The sequence below is a fragment of the Geobacter sp. OR-1 genome (genome assembly GCF_000813145.1).
Taxonomy (GTDB): Bacteria; Desulfobacterota; Desulfuromonadia; order Geobacterales; family DSM-12255; genus Geoanaerobacter.
In genome coordinates this window covers 1-21390 of the sequence record NZ_BAZF01000014.1, presented here as the reverse complement: position 1 = coordinate 21390, position 21390 = coordinate 1, and the positions used below count along the sequence as shown (strand labels likewise).

General features: G+C 43.4%; 19 protein-coding genes. All 19 read left to right on the top strand.

What is annotated here, in order from left to right; genetic code table 11:
* The first annotated feature begins 18 nt into the window (after positions 1-18).
* The 19 genes from asnB (at position 19) to OR1_RS13980 (ending at position 21389) form a co-directional block, all read left to right on the top strand.
* The gene (asnB, locus tag OR1_RS14060) at positions 19-1947 is read left to right on the top strand and encodes an asparagine synthase (glutamine-hydrolyzing) (RefSeq protein WP_041972536.1); all 1929 of its coding nucleotides are present in this window, start codon (positions 19-21) and stop codon (positions 1945-1947) included.
* A gap of 15 nt (positions 1948-1962) precedes the next feature.
* Positions 1963-2214, top strand: a complete 252-nt coding sequence (locus tag OR1_RS14055) for an acyl carrier protein (RefSeq protein ID WP_041972535.1) — start codon at positions 1963-1965, stop codon at positions 2212-2214.
* Positions 2215-2256: 42 nt separating this feature from the next.
* Positions 2257-3780 carry a class I adenylate-forming enzyme family protein gene (locus tag OR1_RS14050; protein ID WP_052440472.1) on the top strand — a complete coding sequence of 508 codons (1524 nt, stop codon included), beginning with the start codon at positions 2257-2259 and terminating at the stop codon, positions 3778-3780.
* A gap of 100 nt (positions 3781-3880) precedes the next feature.
* A complete protein-coding gene (locus tag OR1_RS14045) occupies positions 3881-4879 on the top strand; it encodes a hypothetical protein (protein ID WP_052440471.1) in 999 nt (332 codons plus the stop codon).
* Positions 4879-5751: an SGNH/GDSL hydrolase family protein gene (locus tag OR1_RS14040; protein ID WP_052440470.1), complete on the top strand. Its 873-nt coding sequence runs from the start codon at positions 4879-4881 to the stop codon at positions 5749-5751. The genes OR1_RS14045 and OR1_RS14040 overlap by 1 nt, the downstream gene beginning before the upstream one ends.
* A gap of 28 nt (positions 5752-5779) precedes the next feature.
* Positions 5780-6388, top strand: a complete 609-nt coding sequence (locus OR1_RS14035; RefSeq protein ID WP_041972534.1) for a DapH/DapD/GlmU-related protein — start codon at positions 5780-5782, stop codon at positions 6386-6388.
* Positions 6389-6441: 53 nt separating this feature from the next.
* Complete coding sequence (locus OR1_RS14030) at positions 6442-9060, top strand: hypothetical protein (protein WP_041972533.1); 2619 nt, start codon at positions 6442-6444, stop codon at positions 9058-9060.
* Positions 9039-10169 carry a glycosyltransferase gene (locus tag OR1_RS14025; RefSeq protein ID WP_041972532.1) on the top strand — a complete coding sequence of 377 codons (1131 nt, stop codon included), beginning with the start codon at positions 9039-9041 and terminating at the stop codon, positions 10167-10169. Before OR1_RS14030 ends, OR1_RS14025 begins: the two co-directional genes overlap by 22 nt.
* A 243-nt stretch (positions 10170-10412) precedes the next feature.
* On the top strand, positions 10413-11513 hold the full coding sequence (locus OR1_RS14020) for an O-antigen ligase (protein ID WP_160295260.1): 1101 nt from the start codon (positions 10413-10415) through the stop codon (positions 11511-11513).
* Positions 11510-12811 (top strand): hypothetical protein, encoded by a 1302-nt coding sequence (locus tag OR1_RS14015; RefSeq protein WP_041972530.1) that lies wholly within the window; start codon positions 11510-11512, stop codon positions 12809-12811. Before OR1_RS14020 ends, OR1_RS14015 begins: the two co-directional genes overlap by 4 nt.
* Before the next feature lie 48 nt (positions 12812-12859).
* A complete protein-coding gene (locus OR1_RS22825) occupies positions 12860-13159 on the top strand; it encodes a hypothetical protein (RefSeq protein WP_237754302.1) in 300 nt (99 codons plus the stop codon).
* The gene (locus OR1_RS14010; RefSeq protein WP_237754301.1) at positions 13119-14477 is read left to right on the top strand and encodes an AMP-binding protein; all 1359 of its coding nucleotides are present in this window, start codon (positions 13119-13121) and stop codon (positions 14475-14477) included. Before OR1_RS22825 ends, OR1_RS14010 begins: the two co-directional genes overlap by 41 nt.
* A gap of 3 nt (positions 14478-14480) precedes the next feature.
* On the top strand, positions 14481-14714 hold the full coding sequence (locus OR1_RS14005) for an acyl carrier protein (protein WP_041972529.1): 234 nt from the start codon (positions 14481-14483) through the stop codon (positions 14712-14714).
* Between the two features lie 46 nt (positions 14715-14760).
* Positions 14761-16251 carry an MBOAT family protein gene (locus OR1_RS14000; protein ID WP_041972528.1) on the top strand — a complete coding sequence of 497 codons (1491 nt, stop codon included), beginning with the start codon at positions 14761-14763 and terminating at the stop codon, positions 16249-16251.
* A gap of 13 nt (positions 16252-16264) precedes the next feature.
* The gene (locus tag OR1_RS13995) at positions 16265-17296 is read left to right on the top strand and encodes a DUF1574 family protein (protein ID WP_041972527.1); all 1032 of its coding nucleotides are present in this window, start codon (positions 16265-16267) and stop codon (positions 17294-17296) included.
* Between the two features lie 9 nt (positions 17297-17305).
* A complete protein-coding gene (locus tag OR1_RS23315) occupies positions 17306-17626 on the top strand; it encodes an oligosaccharide flippase family protein (protein ID WP_082002965.1) in 321 nt (106 codons plus the stop codon).
* Positions 17535-18776: a lipopolysaccharide biosynthesis protein gene (locus OR1_RS13990; RefSeq protein WP_160295259.1), complete on the top strand. Its 1242-nt coding sequence runs from the start codon at positions 17535-17537 to the stop codon at positions 18774-18776. The genes OR1_RS23315 and OR1_RS13990 overlap by 92 nt, the downstream gene beginning before the upstream one ends.
* Positions 18777-18919: 143 nt before the next feature.
* Positions 18920-19786 (top strand): glycosyltransferase family A protein, encoded by an 867-nt coding sequence (locus OR1_RS13985; RefSeq protein ID WP_152609908.1) that lies wholly within the window; start codon positions 18920-18922, stop codon positions 19784-19786.
* A complete protein-coding gene (locus OR1_RS13980) occupies positions 19773-21389 on the top strand; it encodes an AMP-binding protein (RefSeq protein WP_052440467.1) in 1617 nt (538 codons plus the stop codon). The genes OR1_RS13985 and OR1_RS13980 overlap by 14 nt, the downstream gene beginning before the upstream one ends.
* Position 21390 lies beyond the last annotated feature (1 nt).

The window sequence follows — 21390 nt, the reverse complement described above, 5'->3', positions numbered from 1 at the left end:
ATTATTAGGGGTACAGAAATGTGCGGGATAGCTGGAATCCTCAATATGAAGGATGCAAGCCCTGTCGAGAGATCGTCTCTTGAACGAATGATCGCTATGCTGCATCACCGGGGGCCTGACGGCACAGGTTACTACCTGAGGCCGGATATTGGGCTGGCACATTCCCGTTTGAGCATAATCGATATTGATGGCGGCGCCCAACCGATTACTAACGAGGACGGCTCACTCTGGGTGGTGTTTAATGGTGAGATTTTCAATTATTTAGAGCTTCGTACCGATCTCGAAAAGCTTGGCCATCGATTCAGTACAAATTCCGATACGGAGGTAATTGTTCATCTCTTTGAGGAAAAGGGTGCAAGGTGCCTGGATGATTTGAATGGGCAGTTTGCCATAGCGTTATGGGACGGAAGAAGGCGGAAGCTGTTGCTTGCCAGGGACAGGATGGGGATACGCCCGCTTTTTTACACGATCCATGACGGGAGATTCTATTTTGGTTCAGAGATCAAGGCAATATTCGCTGCGGAAAGTTCAATACCCAGAGAGATCGATCCGGTTGTGCTGAAAGAGGTGTTTACATTTTGGATGCCTGGAGACCGGGAGACGATATTCAAGGGCATCAGACAGCTTGCGCCAGGACATTATGCCTGGGTCGATACTGATGGGATAAGCGAGAGCGAATATTGGGACATCCCCTTCACTTTGTTGGACAAGAACATTTTCCGGTCAGAAGTTGATTATGCCGAAGAATACAGAGAGCTTTTGATAGATTCAATCAGGCTGCAACTCAGGGCTGATGTGCCTGTTGGCGCCTATCTGAGCGGTGGACTGGACTCTTCTTCAATTACATCGTTGGTCAGGAGTCACACCAGCAACAGGCTCAAAACTTTCTCTGTCACCTTTTCCGATTCTACTTATGACGAAAGCAGTGAACAGCAGGAAGTGGTTTCTTTTCTCGATACGGATCATGCTTCTGTAAACTGCATTTCTGACGAGATCGCTTCTGTATTCCCGGATGTCGTCTGGCACGCCGAAACTCCGCTATTGCGCACTGCTCCGGCACCTTTATTATTGTTATCTCGGCTGGTGCGGGAAAATGGATATAAGGTTGTTCTTACAGGTGAAGGGGCTGACGAGATCCTCGGTGGTTATGATATTTTCAAGGAGGCTAAAATCCGGGCTTTCATTCACCGAGACACCTCCTCCAGTTTAAGACCATTGCTGCTTAAGAGGCTGTATCCATATCTTGCGCTTTCTCCCACGGAATCTGCTGCTTATGCAACAAAGTTTTTTGATACCGGCGCTTCTCCGCTGGATCCATTTTATTCGCATCGTCCAAGATGGAAGACCACTTGCTGGACCCATAATTTCCTTAGAAATGAAATAGCAGACGGTTCCTTTTCCAACCCCATCGACAAGATAGAGTCGAGATATGGGCATAAACTATCTGGCCTTGATTTTTTTTCCGCAGCTCAGTATCTGGAGGCAAAAACTCTCCTCGGAAACTATCTCCTGTCCTCGCAGGGAGACAGAATGGCCATGGCCAACTCTGTCGAGGGGCGGTTCCCGTTTCTGGACCATAGATTGGTGGAGTATGCATGTCAAATACCGCCAGGTCTACGCATGAAAACGCTTAACGAAAAAAACATCCTCAAAAAGGCAATGGCAGGGCGGCTGCCATCAGGTATAATCTGCAGAAAGAAACAGCCTTACATGGCTCCGGATATTGCAAGTTTTTCCGGTAAAATTGGGAGAGAGCACATCGAATGTTACCTCTCTAAGGACGCAATAATTAACGCTGGCATCTTCAAGCCACAGGCTGTAAGGCATCTGGTCGAAAAATGTCTGCGCAACCAGAGACAGGGTTTTCGAGAGAATATGGCTTTTGTCGGCATTCTCTCAACACAGATACTGATTGAAAAGTTTGTTAACAGCTTTACTTATCAATGAAAATCGGAGAATCAAATGTCGGAATATGCATCAAGGGTACGGGAGTTCATCGTTTCGAATTTCCTCTTCGGTGAAGACGGGGGCAATTTAGGGGAGGATGACTCTTTTCTGGAGACTGGGGTCATAGACTCAACCGGTATTCTGGAAGTGGTGGCATGGATCGAGGAAGCATTCGGGTTCAGGGTTTCAGATGCGGACCTGCTTCCGGAAAACTTCGATTCGATAAGCAGGCTAGGAAACTACATATCCAGAAGTCTGGCCCAGTAACCAATTCATAAAATTGGGATTCCGATTTAATCAGAGGCATTGATGATGCTGGTGCATGATTTTCTGCTCGAATCAGGCAATAGATGGCCGGATGCGGAGGCACTTGTAGCTGGAGGTCGGTTTACTTATGCCGATCTGCTTAATGCATCTTCCTCACTTGCTGCTTCACTAGCTGAGTCAGGGGTCAAACCCGGAGATCGTATCGCAGTTCTTACGGATGTGCCGTTCGACTACATTGTTTCATATTTCGGGACATTGCTTGCAGGAGGGGTGTTCGTCGGCTTGAATACCCAGACGTCAGAAAGGACAGTACTGAAACTTCTGAGTGACTCCGGTTCGTCCGCAGTTTTGACTAACAGGAAATTTCTTAAATTCTTTAATACGAGCAGAATCACTATCGATTCGTTAAATCTGCTGGCGTCTCCCGGGGGCGGGGTTGTTTCCGGAATTGCTTGTCGTGACTTAAATGAAATGTTACATGCAAAAACCGATAGCAGTTTTGTTCCGCCAATTATCGAGTCCTCAGCCCTTGCCCAGATAATCTATACTTCCGGTACCACCGGCACCCCGAAAGGGGTCATGTTAAGCCACCAAAATCTCGTCGCCAATACCCTGTCAACAGTCAAGTACCTGGGGCTGACAGAGAATGATTCTGTTATGGTTGTTCTGCCGTTCTTTTATTCATACGGGAATTCGGTTTTGCTCACTCATATTGCGGCGGGGGGGAAGCTGGTTGTAAACCAGAGTCTCATGTACCCCAATCTGATCCTCGATCAGATAATCAAGGAGAGAGTCACCGGTTTCTCCGGCGTGCCCTCAACCTTTTCACTGCTCTTGAACAAGTCGGCAATCCATGACAATTCTTTTCCGCATCTCAGATATCTGACCCAGGCAGGCGGTGCGATGTCTATTCAGTTAGCGGACCGCCTATCCGGGGCTCTCCCTGATGTCCCCATTTTTGTAATGTACGGCCAGACAGAGGCTGCTCCGCGGCTATCTTATCTGGAACCAGAAGAGCTGCGACGTAAACCCGGTTCAATCGGCAAAGCGATCCCAGGGGTAACACTTGAAGTCCTAGACCAATCAGGGGGGCCGGTACAGCCGGGCGAAATCGGCGAGCTTACTGCGAGGGGCGAAAACGTGATGCTCGGTTACTGGGGGCAGCCCGAAGCAACTGCGGAAGTGCTAAGAGATGGCCGGCTTTGGACCGGCGACCTTGCTACTATTGATGCCGAGGGATATCTGTATCTGCATGGCCGTAAATCCGAGATGATCAAGAGCGGTGCCCACAGGATCGCCCCTAGAGAGATTGAGGATGTTCTCCTGGAACACGAAGCCGTGCTTGAGTCAGCCGTAATTGGAGTTGATGACGATATTCTGGGCGAATCGATAGTTGCTTGTGTAGTTCTGAAGCAGTCAGATGCATGTTCGGAAAAGGATCTGATTAATCATTGCCACAGAATTCTTCCGGCGTTCAAGGTCCCGCACCGTATCAAGTTCTGCATTGAGCTGCCAAAGACCGAGAGCGGAAAGGTCAAAAAGACGGAACTTAAAAGTTATAATTAAGACCTGGGATTAGTGTCATATGGTAGGGCATCGGTTCAATATTTCCGGATACGCGTAATGGCAGCCAGCTACTTGTCCCGAATGAAAGGTGAGGTGATTCATGAAAATATGTAATAGCTGCATCCTTACTGAAAACTTCCCGGGGATATCATTTGACGATAAGGGCGTCTGCAACTTTTGCCGTTCCTATAAACCTGAGAACGTAAGCCTGGAAGCCAAGAAACAGTATGAGGACAGATTTGTCGCCCTTACTGCAGAGCATTGCAATCCAAGCGGTTACGATGTTCTCATGGCATATAGTGGCGGCAAAGACAGCACCTATACCCTTGATCTGTTTGTCAATTATTTTCGGCTTAAAGTTTTGGCTTTGACTTTTGACAATACCTTTATTTCTGAACGTTCATTCGTGAATATGAACAACGTTACCGAATCGCTGGGAGTAGATCATCTGATTATTCGCCCCAATCCGGTAACACTAAGAAAAATCTTCATGGTAGCGGCAGAGAAGGAGCTATACTCACCCAAGGCCATGGAGCGGGCCAGTACCATCTGCACCAGCTGCATCGGCTTGGTAAAGGCGGTAACACTACGCACTGCCCTGGAAAAGAGGATACCATTTGTCGGCTTTGGATGGTCCCCGGGACAAGCTCCCCTACAGGCATCTGTAATGCGCACCAACCCGAGTATGGTCCGTATGACTCAAAAAGCGATTCAAGAACCGCTGTGTTCTGTAGCGGGACAAAATGCTCTTTCCCAGTACTTCGTGGATGAAGAGCAGTTTGCAGACCCCCAAAGGTTTCCCTGGAATATCCATCCGCTGGCATTTCTCGAATATGATGAAGATAAGATCGTTGCTCGTAACCGGGAGCTTGGATGGGAGAAGCCGCAGGATACGGACGCAAATTCAACCAACTGCATGCTGAACGCCTATGCGAATCAGGTTCATATGAACCGGTACGGCTTTCACCCTTATGCCTGGGAGATCGCAAACATGGTCAGATCCGGAGTCATGGCGAGGGAGAAAGGGTTGGAGAAATTTGTATGTGGGGAAAATCCTGATCTCGTCAAATACGCCAAGGAAATACTGGAGGGGCGTTAATGGTAAAGTTGTTGGAAAAGATTTCACAGTTTTTCATTGGTATAATGGCGAGGGTAATTTATCCTACTCTTCTCATACTGATGTTATTGGGTTGCGCTAAAGGAGACCCACAGATGGCCAAACAAAACAATAGTACTGATCTTTCCGCTTCCCAATTGGAGAAGGTTCGGTCTCTAAGGGTATATTTCGGCCATCAATCGGTTGGCAAAAATATACTTGATGGGTTGCAGGCACTGGGTGTCGAAAACGCTTCCTACAAACTGAACATTGTTGAAACTGACTCTCCCGAAAATGTAACTGGACCGATGTTTGCTCACTTCCGAGTAGGAGCAAACATGACCCCTGACTCGAAGATTGAGTCCTTCAGAGAGCATGTCTTAAAGTCTGGGAATGCAGTTGATCTGGCGTTTTTCAAATTCTGCTATGTCGATGTCGGCGCCGATACGGACGGTGAAGCGCTCTTTGAGAAATATCAGAAGATGATGTCAGCAATCAGGCAGCAGCATCCTAGATTGCCCATCATGCATGTTACTATTCCTGTTAAATCCATTGATGGCGGAATTAAGGGTATCGTAAAGAAAGTAATCGGAAAATCTACAGGTGAGGAAGCAAACATCAACAGAACCAGGTACAATGAACTCTTGAGAAAAGAATACCAGGGGAAGGAGCCGTTTTTTGACCTGGCTGAAGTCGAATCAACCGCGCCTGACGGTTTGAGAGTCCAGGGGAATAAGAACGGCGCCAGGTATGAGGCGCTACACCCAAAATTTACCGACGATGGCGAGCATCTGAACCGTGAGGGGGCCAGGCGTGCGGCAATAGCGCTCTTGCATGCATTGGCAGATGGTGCCGATAGGATAATGAAGAAATAGTGCTTTATTATCTTGGAGTCTGTAAATTATGAACGAATTCAGACAGATAATTAAAAGGATAGTGTTGGTATTGGCATATATACCAGTATTGCCACTCATTATTATAACTAGGCTTGGGGATTCGTTTGGGAATGACGACTTTTTCACTGCATGTGCCTGTTTTCTGGCCTTGCTTCCGGGGAAAACGGGTAGTTTCCTGAGACTGGCATATTACAGGTGTACTCTTGAGTCCGTTTCTCCTGATGTATTTATTGGATTTGGCAGTTACTTCTCTCGCCGAGGCGCGGTGCTGGGAAGGAACGTAAGCATTGGCGCATATTGCATTTTGGGCGATGTGACTCTGGAAGATAGGGTGCTGTTGGCGAGCCGGGTCAGCATTACAAGCGGGAAACGTCAGCATGCTCAGCGATATGATATTGAAAACCCTTCAGAAGACATGATTTTTGACCGAGTGACTATTGGCCGGGAATCCTGGATTGGAGAAGGGGCGATTATTATGGCTGATGTAGGGGAGCGCAGTATTGTATCCGCAGGGAGCGTCGTATCTCGTGAGATGCCTGCCGGACGGATTATTGCAGGTAACCCTGCCCGGGTTTTGCAGGAGGTTCAGTCTCAGCCGTCAATGAAATCAATATGATTCTTACTGGTCTCGATAGTTCTATGCTTACGGGAGTATCTTAAGGATATGGAATGACTGAAAATCGATCAAATGTTTTAGAAGTCTTGGTCACTGAACTCTGTGGCATTGATAGAAAACATGAATTTGTACGTATCGGAGTGCCTTGTCCAAAAGGGGCATTACTTGACACTGCAGGTCTGCAGCTATTGTCCCCCGAAAACGAATCGCAGCAATTGCAGTCACAGATCCTCAAGAAGTGGCAAGATGGCAGTGTAAAGTGGTTGTTGATTGATTTTGCTGCTACAGTACCTGCAAATTCAAATAGGTTGTATCGACTTATTGAGCAGAATGACTCAACTAAATCCGAACTAAGACCAATTCAGATTACGAAGGGTTCGGACCATTGGCGAGTTTCGACTGGTGCCGCCGAATTTGTAATAGACATCAGAGAGTATCGTCCATTCAGAAGTATTATAGTGGGAAATGAGGAACTTCTTACCGGAGACGGTTCGTTCTGTTTGTTTGGGGCAGATGGAAAGAATCTAAAACCCATAATTGAAACGATCGAAGTCGAATCCGAAGGACCAATAAGATCAATTCTGCGTATTGAAGGACGATTTGAATCAGAACGGCGTAATTCACCTCGTTATGTAAGTCGTATCCATTTCTTTGCCGACAGTAGTTACATTCAACTGGAAATTACCCTGCAAAATCCCGGTGCCGCCAGTCATCCTGGTGGGCTCTGGGACCTAGGAGACTCCGGGTCTCTCCTATTCAAGGAGTTTTCCCTGGTTTTCCCCCTTAACCCTTCTGGAACAAGCCGGATTCATTGTTCTCCTGAACCTGACCTTTCAGCTTTCGAGTTTGATGTTTCATCAGGTGGTATGAGAATTTATCAGGAATCAAGTGGCGGTCATAATTGGGACAGCCCTGTCCATCGCACAAGGGATGGTAATGTCCGGCTGCGGTTTAGCGGCTACGAAATAACCAGGGGAGGAGAAACAGTTGCAACAGGAAAACGTGCAACACCAATCGTATGGTATGATAATGGCGATGCCGGGGTATCTGTAGCAATGCCTTGTTTTTGGCAGGAGTTCCCCAAGGCATTCTCAATTGATAAAGATGACTTAAAGGTGGAATTCTTCCCTGGATGTTCTCCAGATTTACACGAGTTACAGGGGGGGGAACAGAAAACCAACTCACTCTGTCTGGATTTTGCTGCTTGTCCTGAAACTCTTGCGTGGGTACGCGCACCTCTGATTGCAGTCCCTTCACCTGAAACCAGTCATAATTCAGGTGTATTTATTGATCTGCCTTATTTGCATGGTGATAAGAATGTCACTGATCTTGTTGATCGATTTGTTACAGCGGATGACCTTTACAAAAAGCGGGAAGTTGTTGATGAATATGGATGGCGCAATTTCGGCGACTTGTATGCTGATCATGAAGCGGTCTACCATAAAGGTACAACACCATTTGTATCTCATTATAACAACCAGTACGATGGGGTTGGTGGCACATACAGAAAATTCTTTGCCACTGGAGATCCCAAATGGGGCGAGATTGCTTCTGCTCTGGCCAGGCATGTTCAGGATATTGATAGTTATCACACCGACAATGATAGAGAAGAGTATAACCGGGGGCTGTTTTGGCATACCGACCACTATATTGATGCAGGCTTGTCAACGCATCGTTCCTGCTCAAAAGAACATCTGGCAGTAAAAGATCCACGTTTTTGCGGTGGTGGGCCAGCCGCAGAGCATTGCTATACTACTGGTCTTATGTACCATTATTTTCAAACCGGGAACCCTGTGTTTCGGGAAGCGGTTATTGATCAGGCGGACTGGGGTTTGAGGTCACTCTCCGGCCCTATGACTGTCCTGGCAGTTCTCAAAAGATCAGTGGGATACATTCAAAAATTGCGTAATGCCGGTAATACTCTAAAAACACTTTTCCCTAAATATCCGCTGACAAGAGGGACCGGAAATGTCTTGACTGCATGCCTTGATGCATACGAAGTTTCCGGTGACAACAGATTTATTTCAAAAGCAGAAGAGCTAATTCGAGGGGCGCTTCATCCCGAGGATGATATTGATGCGCGAAATCTGCTTAATGCCGAGATAGCGTGGTCTTACACTGTACTACTGAATGCTGTTGCAAAGTTTATTTACAAGAAACATGAACTGGAACAGCATGATGCCGGATATCACTACGCCAAAGCCAGTTTGCTTGCATACGCAGAGTGGATGCTCGTAAATGAATACCCATATCTTGAAAAACCACAAATTCTTGAGTACCCGAATGAAACTTGGGCAGCGCAGGATCTTAGAAAAAGTGTCATATTCTATCACGCGGCACATTTTTGTGCTGCCGTAAGGGTTAATGCATATCTTGAGCATGCAAGGTATTTCTTTAATGCTGCTGCTGATGAACTTCAGAGGCATAAAACGAGTACGTTGACCAGACCAGTGGTGCTGATGCTACAGAATGGGTGGGTGGGTTCAAAACTGGTCTCTCTTGAAAGCATTGTTTCTTTTAACATCAATGATGACGAGCAGTCTGTCCCTGGATCACCGACCCCATCTTTGACATTTAGCTCGGTATTTTTACGAATTACTTCAGAATTGTTGAGCGCATTGAGGCAAACTAGTTTTAAGCGAGAACTCTCATGGCTAAAGGCAAGGATGTGACTGAACCATCCTCCCCAAAGATTCTCCATGTAATACTCTCAATGTCGGTAGGTGGTGCCGAAACACTTGTTTATAACATGGTGCGTCACCACAGTTTTTCAGGGAACAGGCCGGTTATCTGCTGTCTTAAGTCCTCTGGTGAACTTGGAGACAAGCTCAAAGAGGAGGGCTACACGGTATACAACCATTCCAGTGGAGCAGGTACTGACTGGAGCCTGATAGGCTGGATTCGCGACATAATCCTCACTGAAAAAATTGACGTTGTTCATGCCCATCAATACCCGCCATTTTTCTATGCAGTGCCTGCGGCTTTTCTCGCGGGAAGAGTTAAATTCGTCTATACCGAACATGGCCGAAATTATCCTGACGTACGTCGCTGGAAACGGTATCTGCTTAATCCTTTTCTCGCTTCAATGGCTGGTCATCTTGTTTCAATATCCTCCAGCACGGCCAGGGCGATGGCTGACATGGACAATTTACCGTTTGACAGAATTCAGATCATTCACAACGGCGTGGACTTCAGCAGAATGAATCCGCCCATTAATCTTGCTGAAAAGCGACTGGAACTGGGCATTGGGGAAGCATGCCGGATTATCGGTACTGCAGCCCGGCTTGAGGAGATTAAGAACATCCCGATGATGCTGAGGGGGTTTAAGCAGATTCATGCGGAGAAGCCTGACACCTGTCTGATGATAGCAGGGCAGGGTTCACAGGAGGCGAACCTTAAAGCGCTTGTTTCTGAGCTGGGGATTGATAACCATGTAAGATTCATCGGACTGCGGCATGATATGCCCGAAATTTATAAACTTATGGATGTTTTTCTGCTCACCTCTTTTACCGAAGGGATCTCTGTAACCTTACTGGAGTCCATGGCAAGTGGGGTGCCGGGAGTGGTAACCGATGTCGGTGGGAATCCTGAAGTAGTTATCGATAAGGACACCGGGTATCTGGTGCCGCTCGGGAATGATGGTCAGTTGGCAGATCGAGTCATAGATTTACTTTCTGACCGGTCACTTGCAGAGAAGATGGGATGTAGTGCCCAGAAAAGGGCGGTTGAACATTTCTCCTTTGATACGATGATGGCATCTTACAGGCATCTGTATGAATAAAAGTTAAAATTTATGAGAGTGTTATTACTACAAATACTATTCCCACTTATGGCATTGACAGCATTTATCAATCCATTCTGGGGGATACTTAACTATACATTTATTTCTGTCATTAGACCTGAGCAGCTAACCTATGGGAGATCATCCATATCAAATGTTTTTGCAATTGCTATAAGTTGCTTATTTTTATCATGCCTAGTCAAGAGGGAAAGACTTCTTAACAGTCTCAATACAAAGTTTTTCATGTACTATATTTTATTTGTAGGAACTTTATATTTATCTACACTAATTAGCTCATACACCGATTTTTCAGAAATAAATGGAAGTATCTATTATCAAAATATTATCCTGCAAACTATGGTTTACTGTATTTGCCTTTATTCTGTTTTATTAAAATTAACTGACAAAGAGGTTAACAATTACATAAAATTCACAGTATTTTGTTTTATGTTTATGGCAGTATGGGGTATTGAGCAATATTCTCGAGGAAATACACTTGTTGAGCAGCTGTTTGGAACAGCAATAGTCGATAGATGTGCAATAACAGGTGTTTTTGTCCTGTATCTTCCGGTATCAATTTATTTAATAAATAAGCATGACAAGTTTCAGAAATATTTTGGATTCTTAAGTTTTATTGCTTTTATCAGCATAATTGTTCTAACTCAATCAAGGGCAGGTTTTTTGGGATTTGTACTGTCATTTACAGGGGTTTATTTTTTTTCAAAACGAAAAGCCAGAATGATCGGTTTTGCTTTCCTTATATTAATAACAGCCCTTCCGTTTATTCCTGACAGCTATTTTGAACGAATTGGTACTATCAAGACTCAGGATATCCATTCAGATGAAATATCAGACTATTCATCAGCATCTAGGTTGCTGTTGTGGAAAGTCGGCCTTAGAATCTTTGGAGACCACCCTGTCTTTGGTGTTGGCAATCTTAATTTTTCCAAGGCTAGCGGCGAATATGCTGCAGCCTATGCAGGATCAGTTGATGATAGATTATATATAGCTACTTTCGGAAGTGAGGGGCAGCGAGGGCTTTCCCATACCCACAACACCTTTGTCAACATTCTGGCTGAAGGCGGGTTGTTGTCTGCAATTCCGTATTACTTAATGATATTCTTCCCTTTGTGGAAAGGGTACAAATTAAACCGTAAATATAGATTCCGTGATGATGAGCGGTTGAATCTTATCAACATGTTGAACTGCGGTATAGCCGGATTTTTGGTAACTGCTTTTTTTGCCAATCTTATTCTTATCGATTTCCTTTATTGGAACCTGACCTTGTCTTTTTTTCTCACCCAAAAATTTGAGGCTTCAATAGAGACTGAAGCGACTTCATGATACTTGTATATTTCCGCAAATATCGGGTTGTCCATCTCACTTTACTATTTATGATACTGGTAAGAGTAACATCTGGCAGTGAATTATCATCAGACATTACGTCGAATGATGATCGCGATTTCTGTCCCCAACTTTCTGCGCCAACAGGCAAGACCTTTGTTGTCGATAGTGTTGAGCAACTGAAAAGGGTTTTATCCGCTGCATCCCCGAGCACAACAATTATGCTGGTTGATGGCATATATAATCTTAATGGTTACTGCCTTATTATGAAAATCCCCAATCTTACTTTGAGGTCACAGAGTGGCAACAGAGATGCAGTAGTTTTAGACGGGAATTATAAGTCCGGTGAAATCATTCAAATTGCTGCTTCGAATGTTACAATTGCCGACATAACTATTGCCAGGGCCTATAATCATCCTGTCCATGTATATACAGCAAACAATGGCAACACCATGCATACAAAAATATATAATATACGAATCATCGATCCTGGCCAACAGGCAATCAAAATCAATCCCTCATCGACTTATTTCCCCGATAATGGAGAAATAGCCTGCTCTCATATTGAGTTAACCGATGCGGGTAGGACAAAAATCAGAGATAATTGTTACACCGGTGGCATTGACGCCCACAGGGCAGGAGAGTGGCTCGTAAGGGACAATCTTATTGAAGGTTTTTGGTGTGAGAAAGGTATTTCGGAACATGCGATCCACTTCTGGGGGAGTTCGAATAATACGGTAGTAGAGAGAAATCGTCTCGTCAACAATACGAGAGGGGTTGGTTTTGGCATGTCAACGTCTGGAACCAAGAGGATTCCATTACATAACAATTGTTCAGATACTGGAGATTATGTCGACCACTTTGGCGGGGTGATAAGAAATAATTTCATATCCGCAATTTCCCTTAAATTGTTCAATTCTGAATATGGGTTTGACAGCGGTGTTTCTCTCTGGCAAGCATGCAATTCGAAAGTATTACACAATACCGTATACTCCTTGAAACCAAATAAGACGTATTCTTCCATTGAATGGCGATTCCCAGCTACCAATGCCGTGGTAACAAATAATCTCACCAATGTGAAAATGGTAGAACGCAACGGTGCAAAAGCAATTTTGTCAGGTAACATTGAAAATGCCCCTTCAACTTGGTTTGTAAATGCATCCACTGGTGATTTTCATCTTGCAGAAAAAGCAGCCCCTGCCGTTGGGCGTGCGAAAACCCCTTTGGAAGTAACTGATGATATTGATGGAAATCTACGACATAAATTTTCTGATGTTGGAGCCGATCAATTAAAATAGTGCGCTGTATTTCAATTTGGTTGAAATCCGCAGGAATAGGAGGGCAATATGATCGTTAACAATCAATTCAACATTGGGCATATATGTACCAGACTTCAATGCGAACAGGGGCGTGCTGATAAACTTGCATTTCGCTGGCTATCTGCACATGAAGACAGACTGGATTACACGTATGCCGATCTTGAAACAGATAGTAATAGATTTGCAAACCTCCTTGCGGGGCTAGAATTTTCCAAAGGTGATGTTTTTTTACACGTTTTTACCCAAAATGCCGGAACAGTTTTTTGCGTTTCTTGGTTCATTAAAGATGCAGCTCATAACTGGCACTCTGTTCGCAAATTTCGGTGAAGAAGCGCTTCTTGACAGGCTTGGTGATGCTCGTGCAAAGGGAATTATTACTAAAAAAAGCTTTTTAAAAAAGATCGATCGAATTCGGGGACAGCTTCCTGATTTAAGATGGATTATAGTTGTAGACAGCGATGAAGATATTTCGGAAAATATCCGGAGTTACAGTCGGTTAATGTCTCAATGCTCTTCAGAGTTCACGGCACCGTTAACTGGTCCGGACGTACCGTCAGTTCTGCACTACACATCCGGTTCAACCGGTAAACCAAAGGGGGTTCTTCACAGGCACAACAGCATCCTTCACCAACACCCGACTACCCGTGAAGTTCTTGGGCTGTATAGTGACGACATGTTCTGGTGTACCGCTGATCAGGGCTGGGTAACTGGAACGTCTTACGGAATTATCGGCCCTTGGAGTCACGGTATTAGCCAACTTCATTATGGTGGCGGTTATGATGCGGAGACATGGTTCCGTATGCTTCAAGATGAGAAGATCTCAGTTTGGTATACGGCGCCGACAGCGCTAAGGATGCTGTTGAGAGAAGATCCATCACTGTTTTCACGCTTTAAACTCACATCATTGCGTCATATCTGCAGTGTCGGTGAACCGTTAAATCCTGAAGTAATCCACTGGGCTAGGAATGTACTGGGAAAGGATATATATGATACCTGGTTTCAGACTGAGACGGGTGGTATCATGATTGCTAATCGGCCTGGTATTGAAATTAGACCCGGTTCGATGGGGAAACCTGTTACCGGAATTGCACCGGCAATATTGGCAGATGATGGTAAACCTGTTAACGATGGCAATCAAGGTAATCTCTGTGTCAAGGCGGGCTGGCCGTCCATGTTTATTTCCTTTCTGAATAATGATACTGCCTACAGGTCCAAGTTCCGGGATGGATGGTACTATACAGGTGATACTGCTTATCGAGATGCTGACGGCTACTATTGGTTCATGGGCCGGAGTGATGATGTTATCAATACAGCCGGCCATTTAGTGAGCCCATTCGAGGTCGAGAGTGCTTTGCTTGAGATTGAAGAGGTGGCGGAGTCTGGTGTAATTGGTGCCCCGGACGATCTCTTGTATGAAAAAATAGTAGCATTTGTCAACTTGCACAAACAGTATGAATACACCAAAGAACTTGAGCTGAAAATCAGACTCTATGTTTCGAACAGAGTATCTTCCCTTGCCACACCACAAGAGATTATCCCTGTTGATACGATCCCGAAGAACAAAAGTGGTAAGATCATGCGTCGTGTACTTAAGGCACAGTACCTTGGAACCGATGCCGGCGACACTTCAACTCTGGAGATATGAACAATGACTACAATTGAGAAACTTAATGCCATTTTCTGCCAAGTCTTTGACGATGATTCCATACAGATTGAGAATGAGACAACCGCCAATGATATTGATGGCTGGGATTCACTTTCTCATGTCAATCTGATTGTTGCTGTGGAGACGCAATTTGGCATCAAATTCAGTCAGAAAGAACTTGTTTCATTCAAGAATGTTGGCGATTTATTGAAGAGAATCGAGAGCAAGATATCTTGAGAGAGCACAGCAAAATCTTGTCTCACCTTGATCGGCTGTGATTCTTATGGATTTTGGTTCGCAAAATTTTCTCTTTTTTTTCCTGCCGATTATTTATTTTGTTTACTGTGCAATCGGCATCAAAATGCGCAGCATAGTTCTGCTGTTGGCAAGCCTGTATTTTTATGCCAGCGGCGACAGTCGGTCTATTTTAATATTTCTCGATGTTTTGATCCTGAATTACCTGTTTGGCCTGTTGTTGGATCGTTGCGATGACCCTGCCAAACGTGCTAGGGGGGTGGCTATTGTTATAGCCGCCAATCTCGCAATACTTTTTATTTTCAAATACCTTGGCTTTTTCTGTGGCACTCTGAATAGCGCATTACAGAGCATCAGCCTCCGACCTGTTGGCATTCAGCAGTTCCCCATCCCCCTTGGTTTATCATTCATAACATTTCAGGCAATTGCCTATCTTGTGGATATCTATAGGGAAGATATCAGGGCAGAACGTAACTTCTTCAAATTTTCTCTGGCGTTTGCCATGTTCTCAAAAATCACGGCAGGACCAATTGTTAGGATGCACCAGATTGAAGAGCAGATTGCACAGCCCGTTGTCACTCTTGATGACTTTGTGGGAGGGGCTAAGCGGATTATTATCGGTCTAGGCAAGAAATTGATCATAGCAGATACTATTGCAAAGGTAGCAGATCAGATATTTTCAATTCCTTCCTTTGAGTTGACGACACCTGTCGCATGGCTGGGTATCATTTGCTATACGCTTCAATTATATTTCGATTTTTCCGGATATACCGACATGGCTATCGGGATTGGACGGCTGTTCGGCTATAGACTCCCTGAAAACTTCGATTATCCGTACACGGCAAAATCACTGACCGAGTTCTGGCGTAGATGGCACCTTTCACTTTCTACATGGTTTCGTGACTACCTCTATATCCCACTTTCATATGCCTTAATGACCGATAAGATCCGGCAAAAGATTTCAGAAGGAACATACAAAACGAACTACAGGGCTCTGCTCAGCATTGTCGTCGTGTTTACGCTTTGCGGGCTCTGGCATGGCTCAAACTGGAATTTTGTAATTTGGGGAATGTTGCATGGAATAATCCTGGCACTTGAAAGCTGGAAACTTGGGAAAATAATGAAAAAATGGTGGGCTCCTTTTTCGCATTTGTATCTGCTTTCTGTAATCATGATCAGTTGGGTATTTTTCAGGATCCCGGAACTTGGGAGAGCCCTATATTTCATTAAGGCACTTACTGGATTCGGTCATGCTGGGTTTACGTCAGACCAGTTGAGAAGTTATGTAACGATCGAGTTGCTGCTGGTGCTTGGTATTGCGACTATTGCCTCGATTCCTATAGCTAAAGGAGCTAAACATCTGTTGAAGATAATTATATCCAGATTTTTCTCTGAAGAATCCACCCAGCTGCAGTTCATTGGTATGGCTGAAGCATTTATGCTTGCGGCAGTTTTTGTCGCGTCAATGCAGTCTGTAATGGGAACGGCATCAAAACCGTTCATATATGCTCAATTCTGACGGTGGTATAAGAATGAGAGCACTTATTGCGTTATTAGCAAGTTTCCTGCTTGGTATTTGTTTTTGGCTAGGTGTAAGAGTTTATTTGCTGGATTATGTGCATATGCCGGAAAGGGCTATGTGGCTGGCAAAAGCAAAGATGATTGAAGACTTTCGATACAGACAGGGGGATATAATAATTATAGGTTCATCTCGGGCGATGGCAATTAGCCCTGAGTTGCTCAAGTCCAAATACAATCAGAATGCAATTAATTTTTCTGTCGGTGGGGCAACAACACCATCCACTTATTTTTTCTTAAAAAGGATATTGAAGAAGAATCCTGATATTAATAAATTATATCTGGAGTTTGCACCTATAAACATGACTAGGAAGGACACTGCCCTGGACGCCTCTCTAGGGGAAAATTTTCTCCGTTACGTAGCAACTGAGGAAGAGGCGATGGAGTTGGATGAAGATATGCCAGGTGCCCTTAAAAGGTTTAGGAAGATACATAAATTTCCGTATACTGAATATTTCAACATGAAAGATACATCTCTTTTGGAAGGGGTAGTCATTCGTTGGAGGACTGGTAAATCTGATTCGCAGTTTATTTCAACGATGGAAAAGGGGGCTGGATATTTTCTCTATCCGCAAATCTTTTCACTCTCGGATAAGCAAAAAGAGATATTTGATAAAAAGGCCAGAGAGGGATATGAAAAACAGTTAAAATTAACAAAAGACCTCCCTCCAGTTACTGAATTATATTTTAGCAAAATAATTTCTTTACTGAAAAAAAAGAATATAAGATATACCATTTTTTTCTCACCTGTTTATGAAATCGGATTGAATTACGATAAACTTGCGTTTGGTGACACCTATCAACTATTTGCGCATGAAAAAAACAATATAAGTACGAATATTCCTGTTTTTGAAAGAGAATTATTTTCTGAGCCTAGTCATGTTAACGCAAAAGGAAGTGAAGAATATACAGAAGTATTTTATAAATATGTGTTCAGGAATGAGGTATATAATCACACCAGTATTGACTTGTTCAATAATATGTGATCATACGGCATGTTAAGAGATAACATTAAAAACATATTTAAGCATACTTCTATATATTCACTGGGTTGGATAGCTAGTTCTTTAGCTGGTATTATATTACTACCGATATACTCAAAATATATGTCAAGGGCTGATTATGGAGCTGTAGATTTAGTTCAGCAGGCGAATGCTATTATTCGAATAATATTTTCATCAAGCTTTAATGTTGCTGTAAGCAAATTTTATCATGAAGCGGAAAATGACAGAGAGCGAAAAAAATGCCATATCAACAAGTGTTATCGCAGTATCTGTATCCGGAATAATTGCATCATTTTTTTGTGTGATATTTAATGATGAATTTGCAAAATACATATTTGGAAGCATTGACTTTATCAAGTTAGTAAATGTCGGAGCTGCAACACTTTTATTTGACCTGGTGTATATGGCCTTGAGTTTTCAATTTTTAGTAGCTCAAAAATCAATCCAATTTGTGAAATTAAACTTGGTTAAACTTGCAGCAGGTATAATTGGTAATCTTATTTTTATTGTCTGGTATAAAATGGGCGCTATAGGGATGCTCTATGGCAACCTCTTATCGTATGTGCCTGTTACTGCAATTGGACTATATATTTTTTATAAAAATGTTGGATTTAACATAAGCTTGAATGTAATGAATAAAATGCTTATATATGGCTATCCTATGGTGCCTGCATCGCTGTTAGCTACATTTCTGCATAGTGGAGACAGATTTTTTCTCAGGACATTGGGGTCAATTGAACAGGTTGGTCTTCTTACAATGGGTCTTACATTCCCAAGCATGCTGAATTCAGCGCTTCTTACATCGTTTAACTCAATTTGGGGTGGAGCTGCAATGTTTCGAATTTCGAAACAAGCAGACTCTGACTACCAGACCGCTAAAATTGCTACATATTTTATGACTGTTTTTGTTGTAATTCAAGCCACTCTTGGAATATTCTCCACGACATTAATGAACATATTTGTAGATGATAAATTTTTTGAGGCTAATAAAGTTATAGCAATTGTATGTATTGGATATTCTTTTCATGCGTTCTATACTTTTTTAACCATGGGTGCTTTTACTAAAGCTAAGACGTCCAGAATGGTGATTGCATACGCTGTACCTGTATTAATTAAATCCTTAATTAGTTATCTGGTTATTAGTTCATTCGGATATATTGCATCAGCATATATTATTTCAATAGGTTATTTAGTTTTTTCAATTACTTGTTACGTTCTGTATAAAAATATAACTACTGCAAAATTTGAATTTAAACGACTTATAATTCTTTTTGTTATTTCTATAAGCGCTATAATAATTTCAAATAGCCTATCTACTTTTGGTGTTATAGTTAATTCTATTATTCAGCTGAGTACTTTATTAGCAATGTTGTTAATAATGTGGTTTTCGCCATTTATGTTGCCAGATGAAAAAAATATGCTAAAACAAGAAATAAATAAATATATCAAAAACTACAAATAATAAATTAACAAATTACCACTAAACTCAGAATTAAACAGGCGCTATTTGCTGATAAACTCTTATTATGTATCTGGCTTGAGATCATAAATGAAAGTGATATTTAATTGAAATCTGTTAGGCGATTTCTTAAGCGATTAGTTGGTGTGGAAGCCTTAATTGGCTACAAGGCGCGATTAGACTGGCGTAGTGGCATTATGTCTAAAAAGCGTGCCCAGGAAGTTATTGTAAGTCTAACTGCTATTCCAAGTCGTTTCCATAAATTACATCTTGTAATCGAGACTATTCTAAGTCAAACGGTCAAACCTGATCGAGTCGTTTTATGGTTGTCCCATGTTGACAGACATGGAAATCGAATAATTGATGATGTTAATCAACTTCCTGATATTTTGCAGCGCCAAATCAAACGTGGTCTTGAGATCAGATTTTGCGAAGATTTACGCTCTTATAGAAAGTTAATACCAGCACTTCAAGCATTTACAAATGAAGTCTTGGTAACAGCAGATGACGATACATTGTATCCAAAATTCTGGCTTGAAAAGCTCTATTATGCACATCTGGTAAATCCACAAGACGTGATCTGTTATAGGGGCAGCAGGATATCCTTTGATTCAAATGGTCATCTGCTTCCATACCTTCAGTGGCCTGAATTTATTGAACGAGATACACCATCGTTTGCTTTGTTTCCTACTGGAGGAGAAGGTGCACTGTATCCACAAGGTGTGTTTAATGAAACTGTAATGGATAAAGATGTCTTTATGGATATTTGCCTTACTGCAGATGATGTATGGTTTAAAGCTATGTCCTTATATAATGGCATAAAGAGCCGCAAGATAACTGAAAAACATCAGGATTTTGCACGAATAGACGGTACTCAGGCAAAAGATGATACTTTACATTTTATAAATAATGTTATGGGGCAAAATGATGTTCAGATAAAAGCTGTTTTTGAACGATATAACCTTGTCTCTAAATTAAAGTTTCTGGAAGGATTCTATAATGAAAGAAAATAGTCATAAAAACATCGGTTATGTTTGTTCAACTCTACAATGTGATCGAGGTTTGGGTAGTAAGGTTGCTATGCGCTGGATTGACGCACATGGTTCTCGTACTGATTTTACTTTCGCTAATTTAGAGCAACAGAGCAACCGATTTGCAAATGCACTAGTTTCTAATGGGGTAAAGAAGGGAGATATTTTTTTTACATTTCTTCCCAAAATGCCAGAGCAGTTTTTTGCCTTCCTCGGTACATTGAAAACTCAAGCAGTCTGCGGCACCCTTTTTTCCAATTTTGGAGAGGATGCACTGCTTGATCGGCTTGGTGACTCGGGCGCAGTGGGAATTATTACCCGCAAGAGCCTTTACAAGAAAGTAGCCCGTATTCGTGAGCAGTTGCCTTCCTTACGATTCGTCATTCTGGTAGATGGTGAAGACGATTTTGCTGCCGGGGTCCTCAGCTATTCACGAATCATGGCTGAAGCAAGTGACCAGTACACAGTACTGCCCACCTCACCAGATACCCCATCTGTTCTGCACTACACATCTGGTTCTACCGGAAAACCGAAGGGTGTGCTGCACCGCCATGGAAGTCTGCCTAGTCAGATGGCGACAACAGCGGGTGTTCTTGGTCTGACCGAAGATGATATTTATTGGTGCACTGCAGATCAAGGGTGGGTGACAGGCACATCGTACGGAATCATCGGTCCCTGGAGTCTTGGAGTAACACAAGTCCATTATGGTGGTGGGTATGATGCGCAAGCATGGATGGATCTGCTGGCAGCAGAAAAGATTTCGGTCTGGTATTCAGCCCCCACCGCTTTACGCATGTTGATGAGGGAAGAAGAGAAGATATTTACCGGTGCAAATCTCGCGTCGCTCCGCTCAATATTCAGTGTCGGAGAACCGCTAAATCCGGAAGTGATTGCCTGGAGTCAGCGTCTGTTGAAGAGGGATATTTATGATACCTGGTTTCAAACGGAGACTGGTGCCATTATGATCCCGAATCGACCTGGAATCCCCATACGTCCGGGTTCAATGGGTAAGCCGTTTGATGGCATTGAGCCTGCAATTTTGGCAGATGACGGAACTCCGGTCGGGGATGGCGAGCAAGGAAACCTCTGCCTCAAGGTTGGCTGGCCTTCCATGTTCGTCACCTACCTGAACAACGAATCAGCCTACAATTCCAAGTTCAAAAATGGCTGGTACTACACCGGCGACACTGCACGCCGTGACAATGACGGCTATTACTGGTTCATGGGGCGTAGTGATGATGTCATAAACACTGCCGGCCATCTGATAAGCCCGTTTGAAGTTGAAAGCGCTCTTCTTGAGGTGGAGGAAATTGCCGAATCTGGTGTAATCGGAGCACCGGATGAGCTGCTTTTTGAAAAGGTAGTAGCCTTTGTTCATCTCCATGAGCGCTATCAGCCAAGCAAAGACTTGGAGATCAAGATCCGTTTGCACGTCTCAAATCGGGCATCAAGCATAGCGACGCCGCAGGAAATTATTTTTTGCGAAGGAATACCAAAAAACAAGAGCGGGAAAATAATGCGGCGGGTTCTAAAAGCCCGTTATTTGGGTGAAGACCCTGGCGACACTTCAACTCTGGAGATATGAC

Excerpts from the sequence above, each read along its gene's own strand:
- OR1_RS14005 (WP_041972529.1), top strand. The coding sequence starts at position 14,481 with ATGACTACAATTGAGAAACTTAATGCCATTTTCTGCCAAGTCTTTGAC.
- OR1_RS23315 (WP_082002965.1), top strand. The coding sequence starts at position 17,306 with ATGTTAAGAGATAACATTAAAAACATATTTAAGCATACTTCTATATAT.
- OR1_RS14040 (WP_052440470.1), top strand. The coding sequence starts at position 4,879 with ATGGTAAAGTTGTTGGAAAAGATTTCACAGTTTTTCATTGGTATAATG.
- OR1_RS14010 (WP_237754301.1), top strand. The coding sequence starts at position 13,119 with ATGCAGCTCATAACTGGCACTCTGTTCGCAAATTTCGGTGAAGAAGCG.
- OR1_RS14055 (WP_041972535.1), top strand. The coding sequence starts at position 1,963 with ATGTCGGAATATGCATCAAGGGTACGGGAGTTCATCGTTTCGAATTTC.
- OR1_RS14035 (WP_041972534.1), top strand. The coding sequence starts at position 5,780 with ATGAACGAATTCAGACAGATAATTAAAAGGATAGTGTTGGTATTGGCA.
- OR1_RS14030 (WP_041972533.1), top strand. The coding sequence starts at position 6,442 with ATGACTGAAAATCGATCAAATGTTTTAGAAGTCTTGGTCACTGAACTC.
- OR1_RS14050 (WP_052440472.1), top strand. The coding sequence starts at position 2,257 with ATGATGCTGGTGCATGATTTTCTGCTCGAATCAGGCAATAGATGGCCG.
- OR1_RS14020 (WP_160295260.1), top strand. The coding sequence starts at position 10,413 with ATGTACTATATTTTATTTGTAGGAACTTTATATTTATCTACACTAATT.
- OR1_RS14015 (WP_041972530.1), top strand. The coding sequence starts at position 11,510 with ATGATACTTGTATATTTCCGCAAATATCGGGTTGTCCATCTCACTTTA.
- OR1_RS13980 (WP_052440467.1), top strand. The coding sequence starts at position 19,773 with ATGAAAGAAAATAGTCATAAAAACATCGGTTATGTTTGTTCAACTCTA.
- OR1_RS22825 (WP_237754302.1), top strand. The coding sequence starts at position 12,860 with ATGATCGTTAACAATCAATTCAACATTGGGCATATATGTACCAGACTT.
- asnB (WP_041972536.1), top strand. The coding sequence starts at position 19 with ATGTGCGGGATAGCTGGAATCCTCAATATGAAGGATGCAAGCCCTGTC.
- OR1_RS14025 (WP_041972532.1), top strand. The coding sequence starts at position 9,039 with ATGGCTAAAGGCAAGGATGTGACTGAACCATCCTCCCCAAAGATTCTC.
- OR1_RS14045 (WP_052440471.1), top strand. The coding sequence starts at position 3,881 with ATGAAAATATGTAATAGCTGCATCCTTACTGAAAACTTCCCGGGGATA.
- OR1_RS13990 (WP_160295259.1), top strand. The coding sequence starts at position 17,535 with ATGACAGAGAGCGAAAAAAATGCCATATCAACAAGTGTTATCGCAGTA.
- OR1_RS13995 (WP_041972527.1), top strand. The coding sequence starts at position 16,265 with ATGAGAGCACTTATTGCGTTATTAGCAAGTTTCCTGCTTGGTATTTGT.
- OR1_RS14000 (WP_041972528.1), top strand. The coding sequence starts at position 14,761 with ATGGATTTTGGTTCGCAAAATTTTCTCTTTTTTTTCCTGCCGATTATT.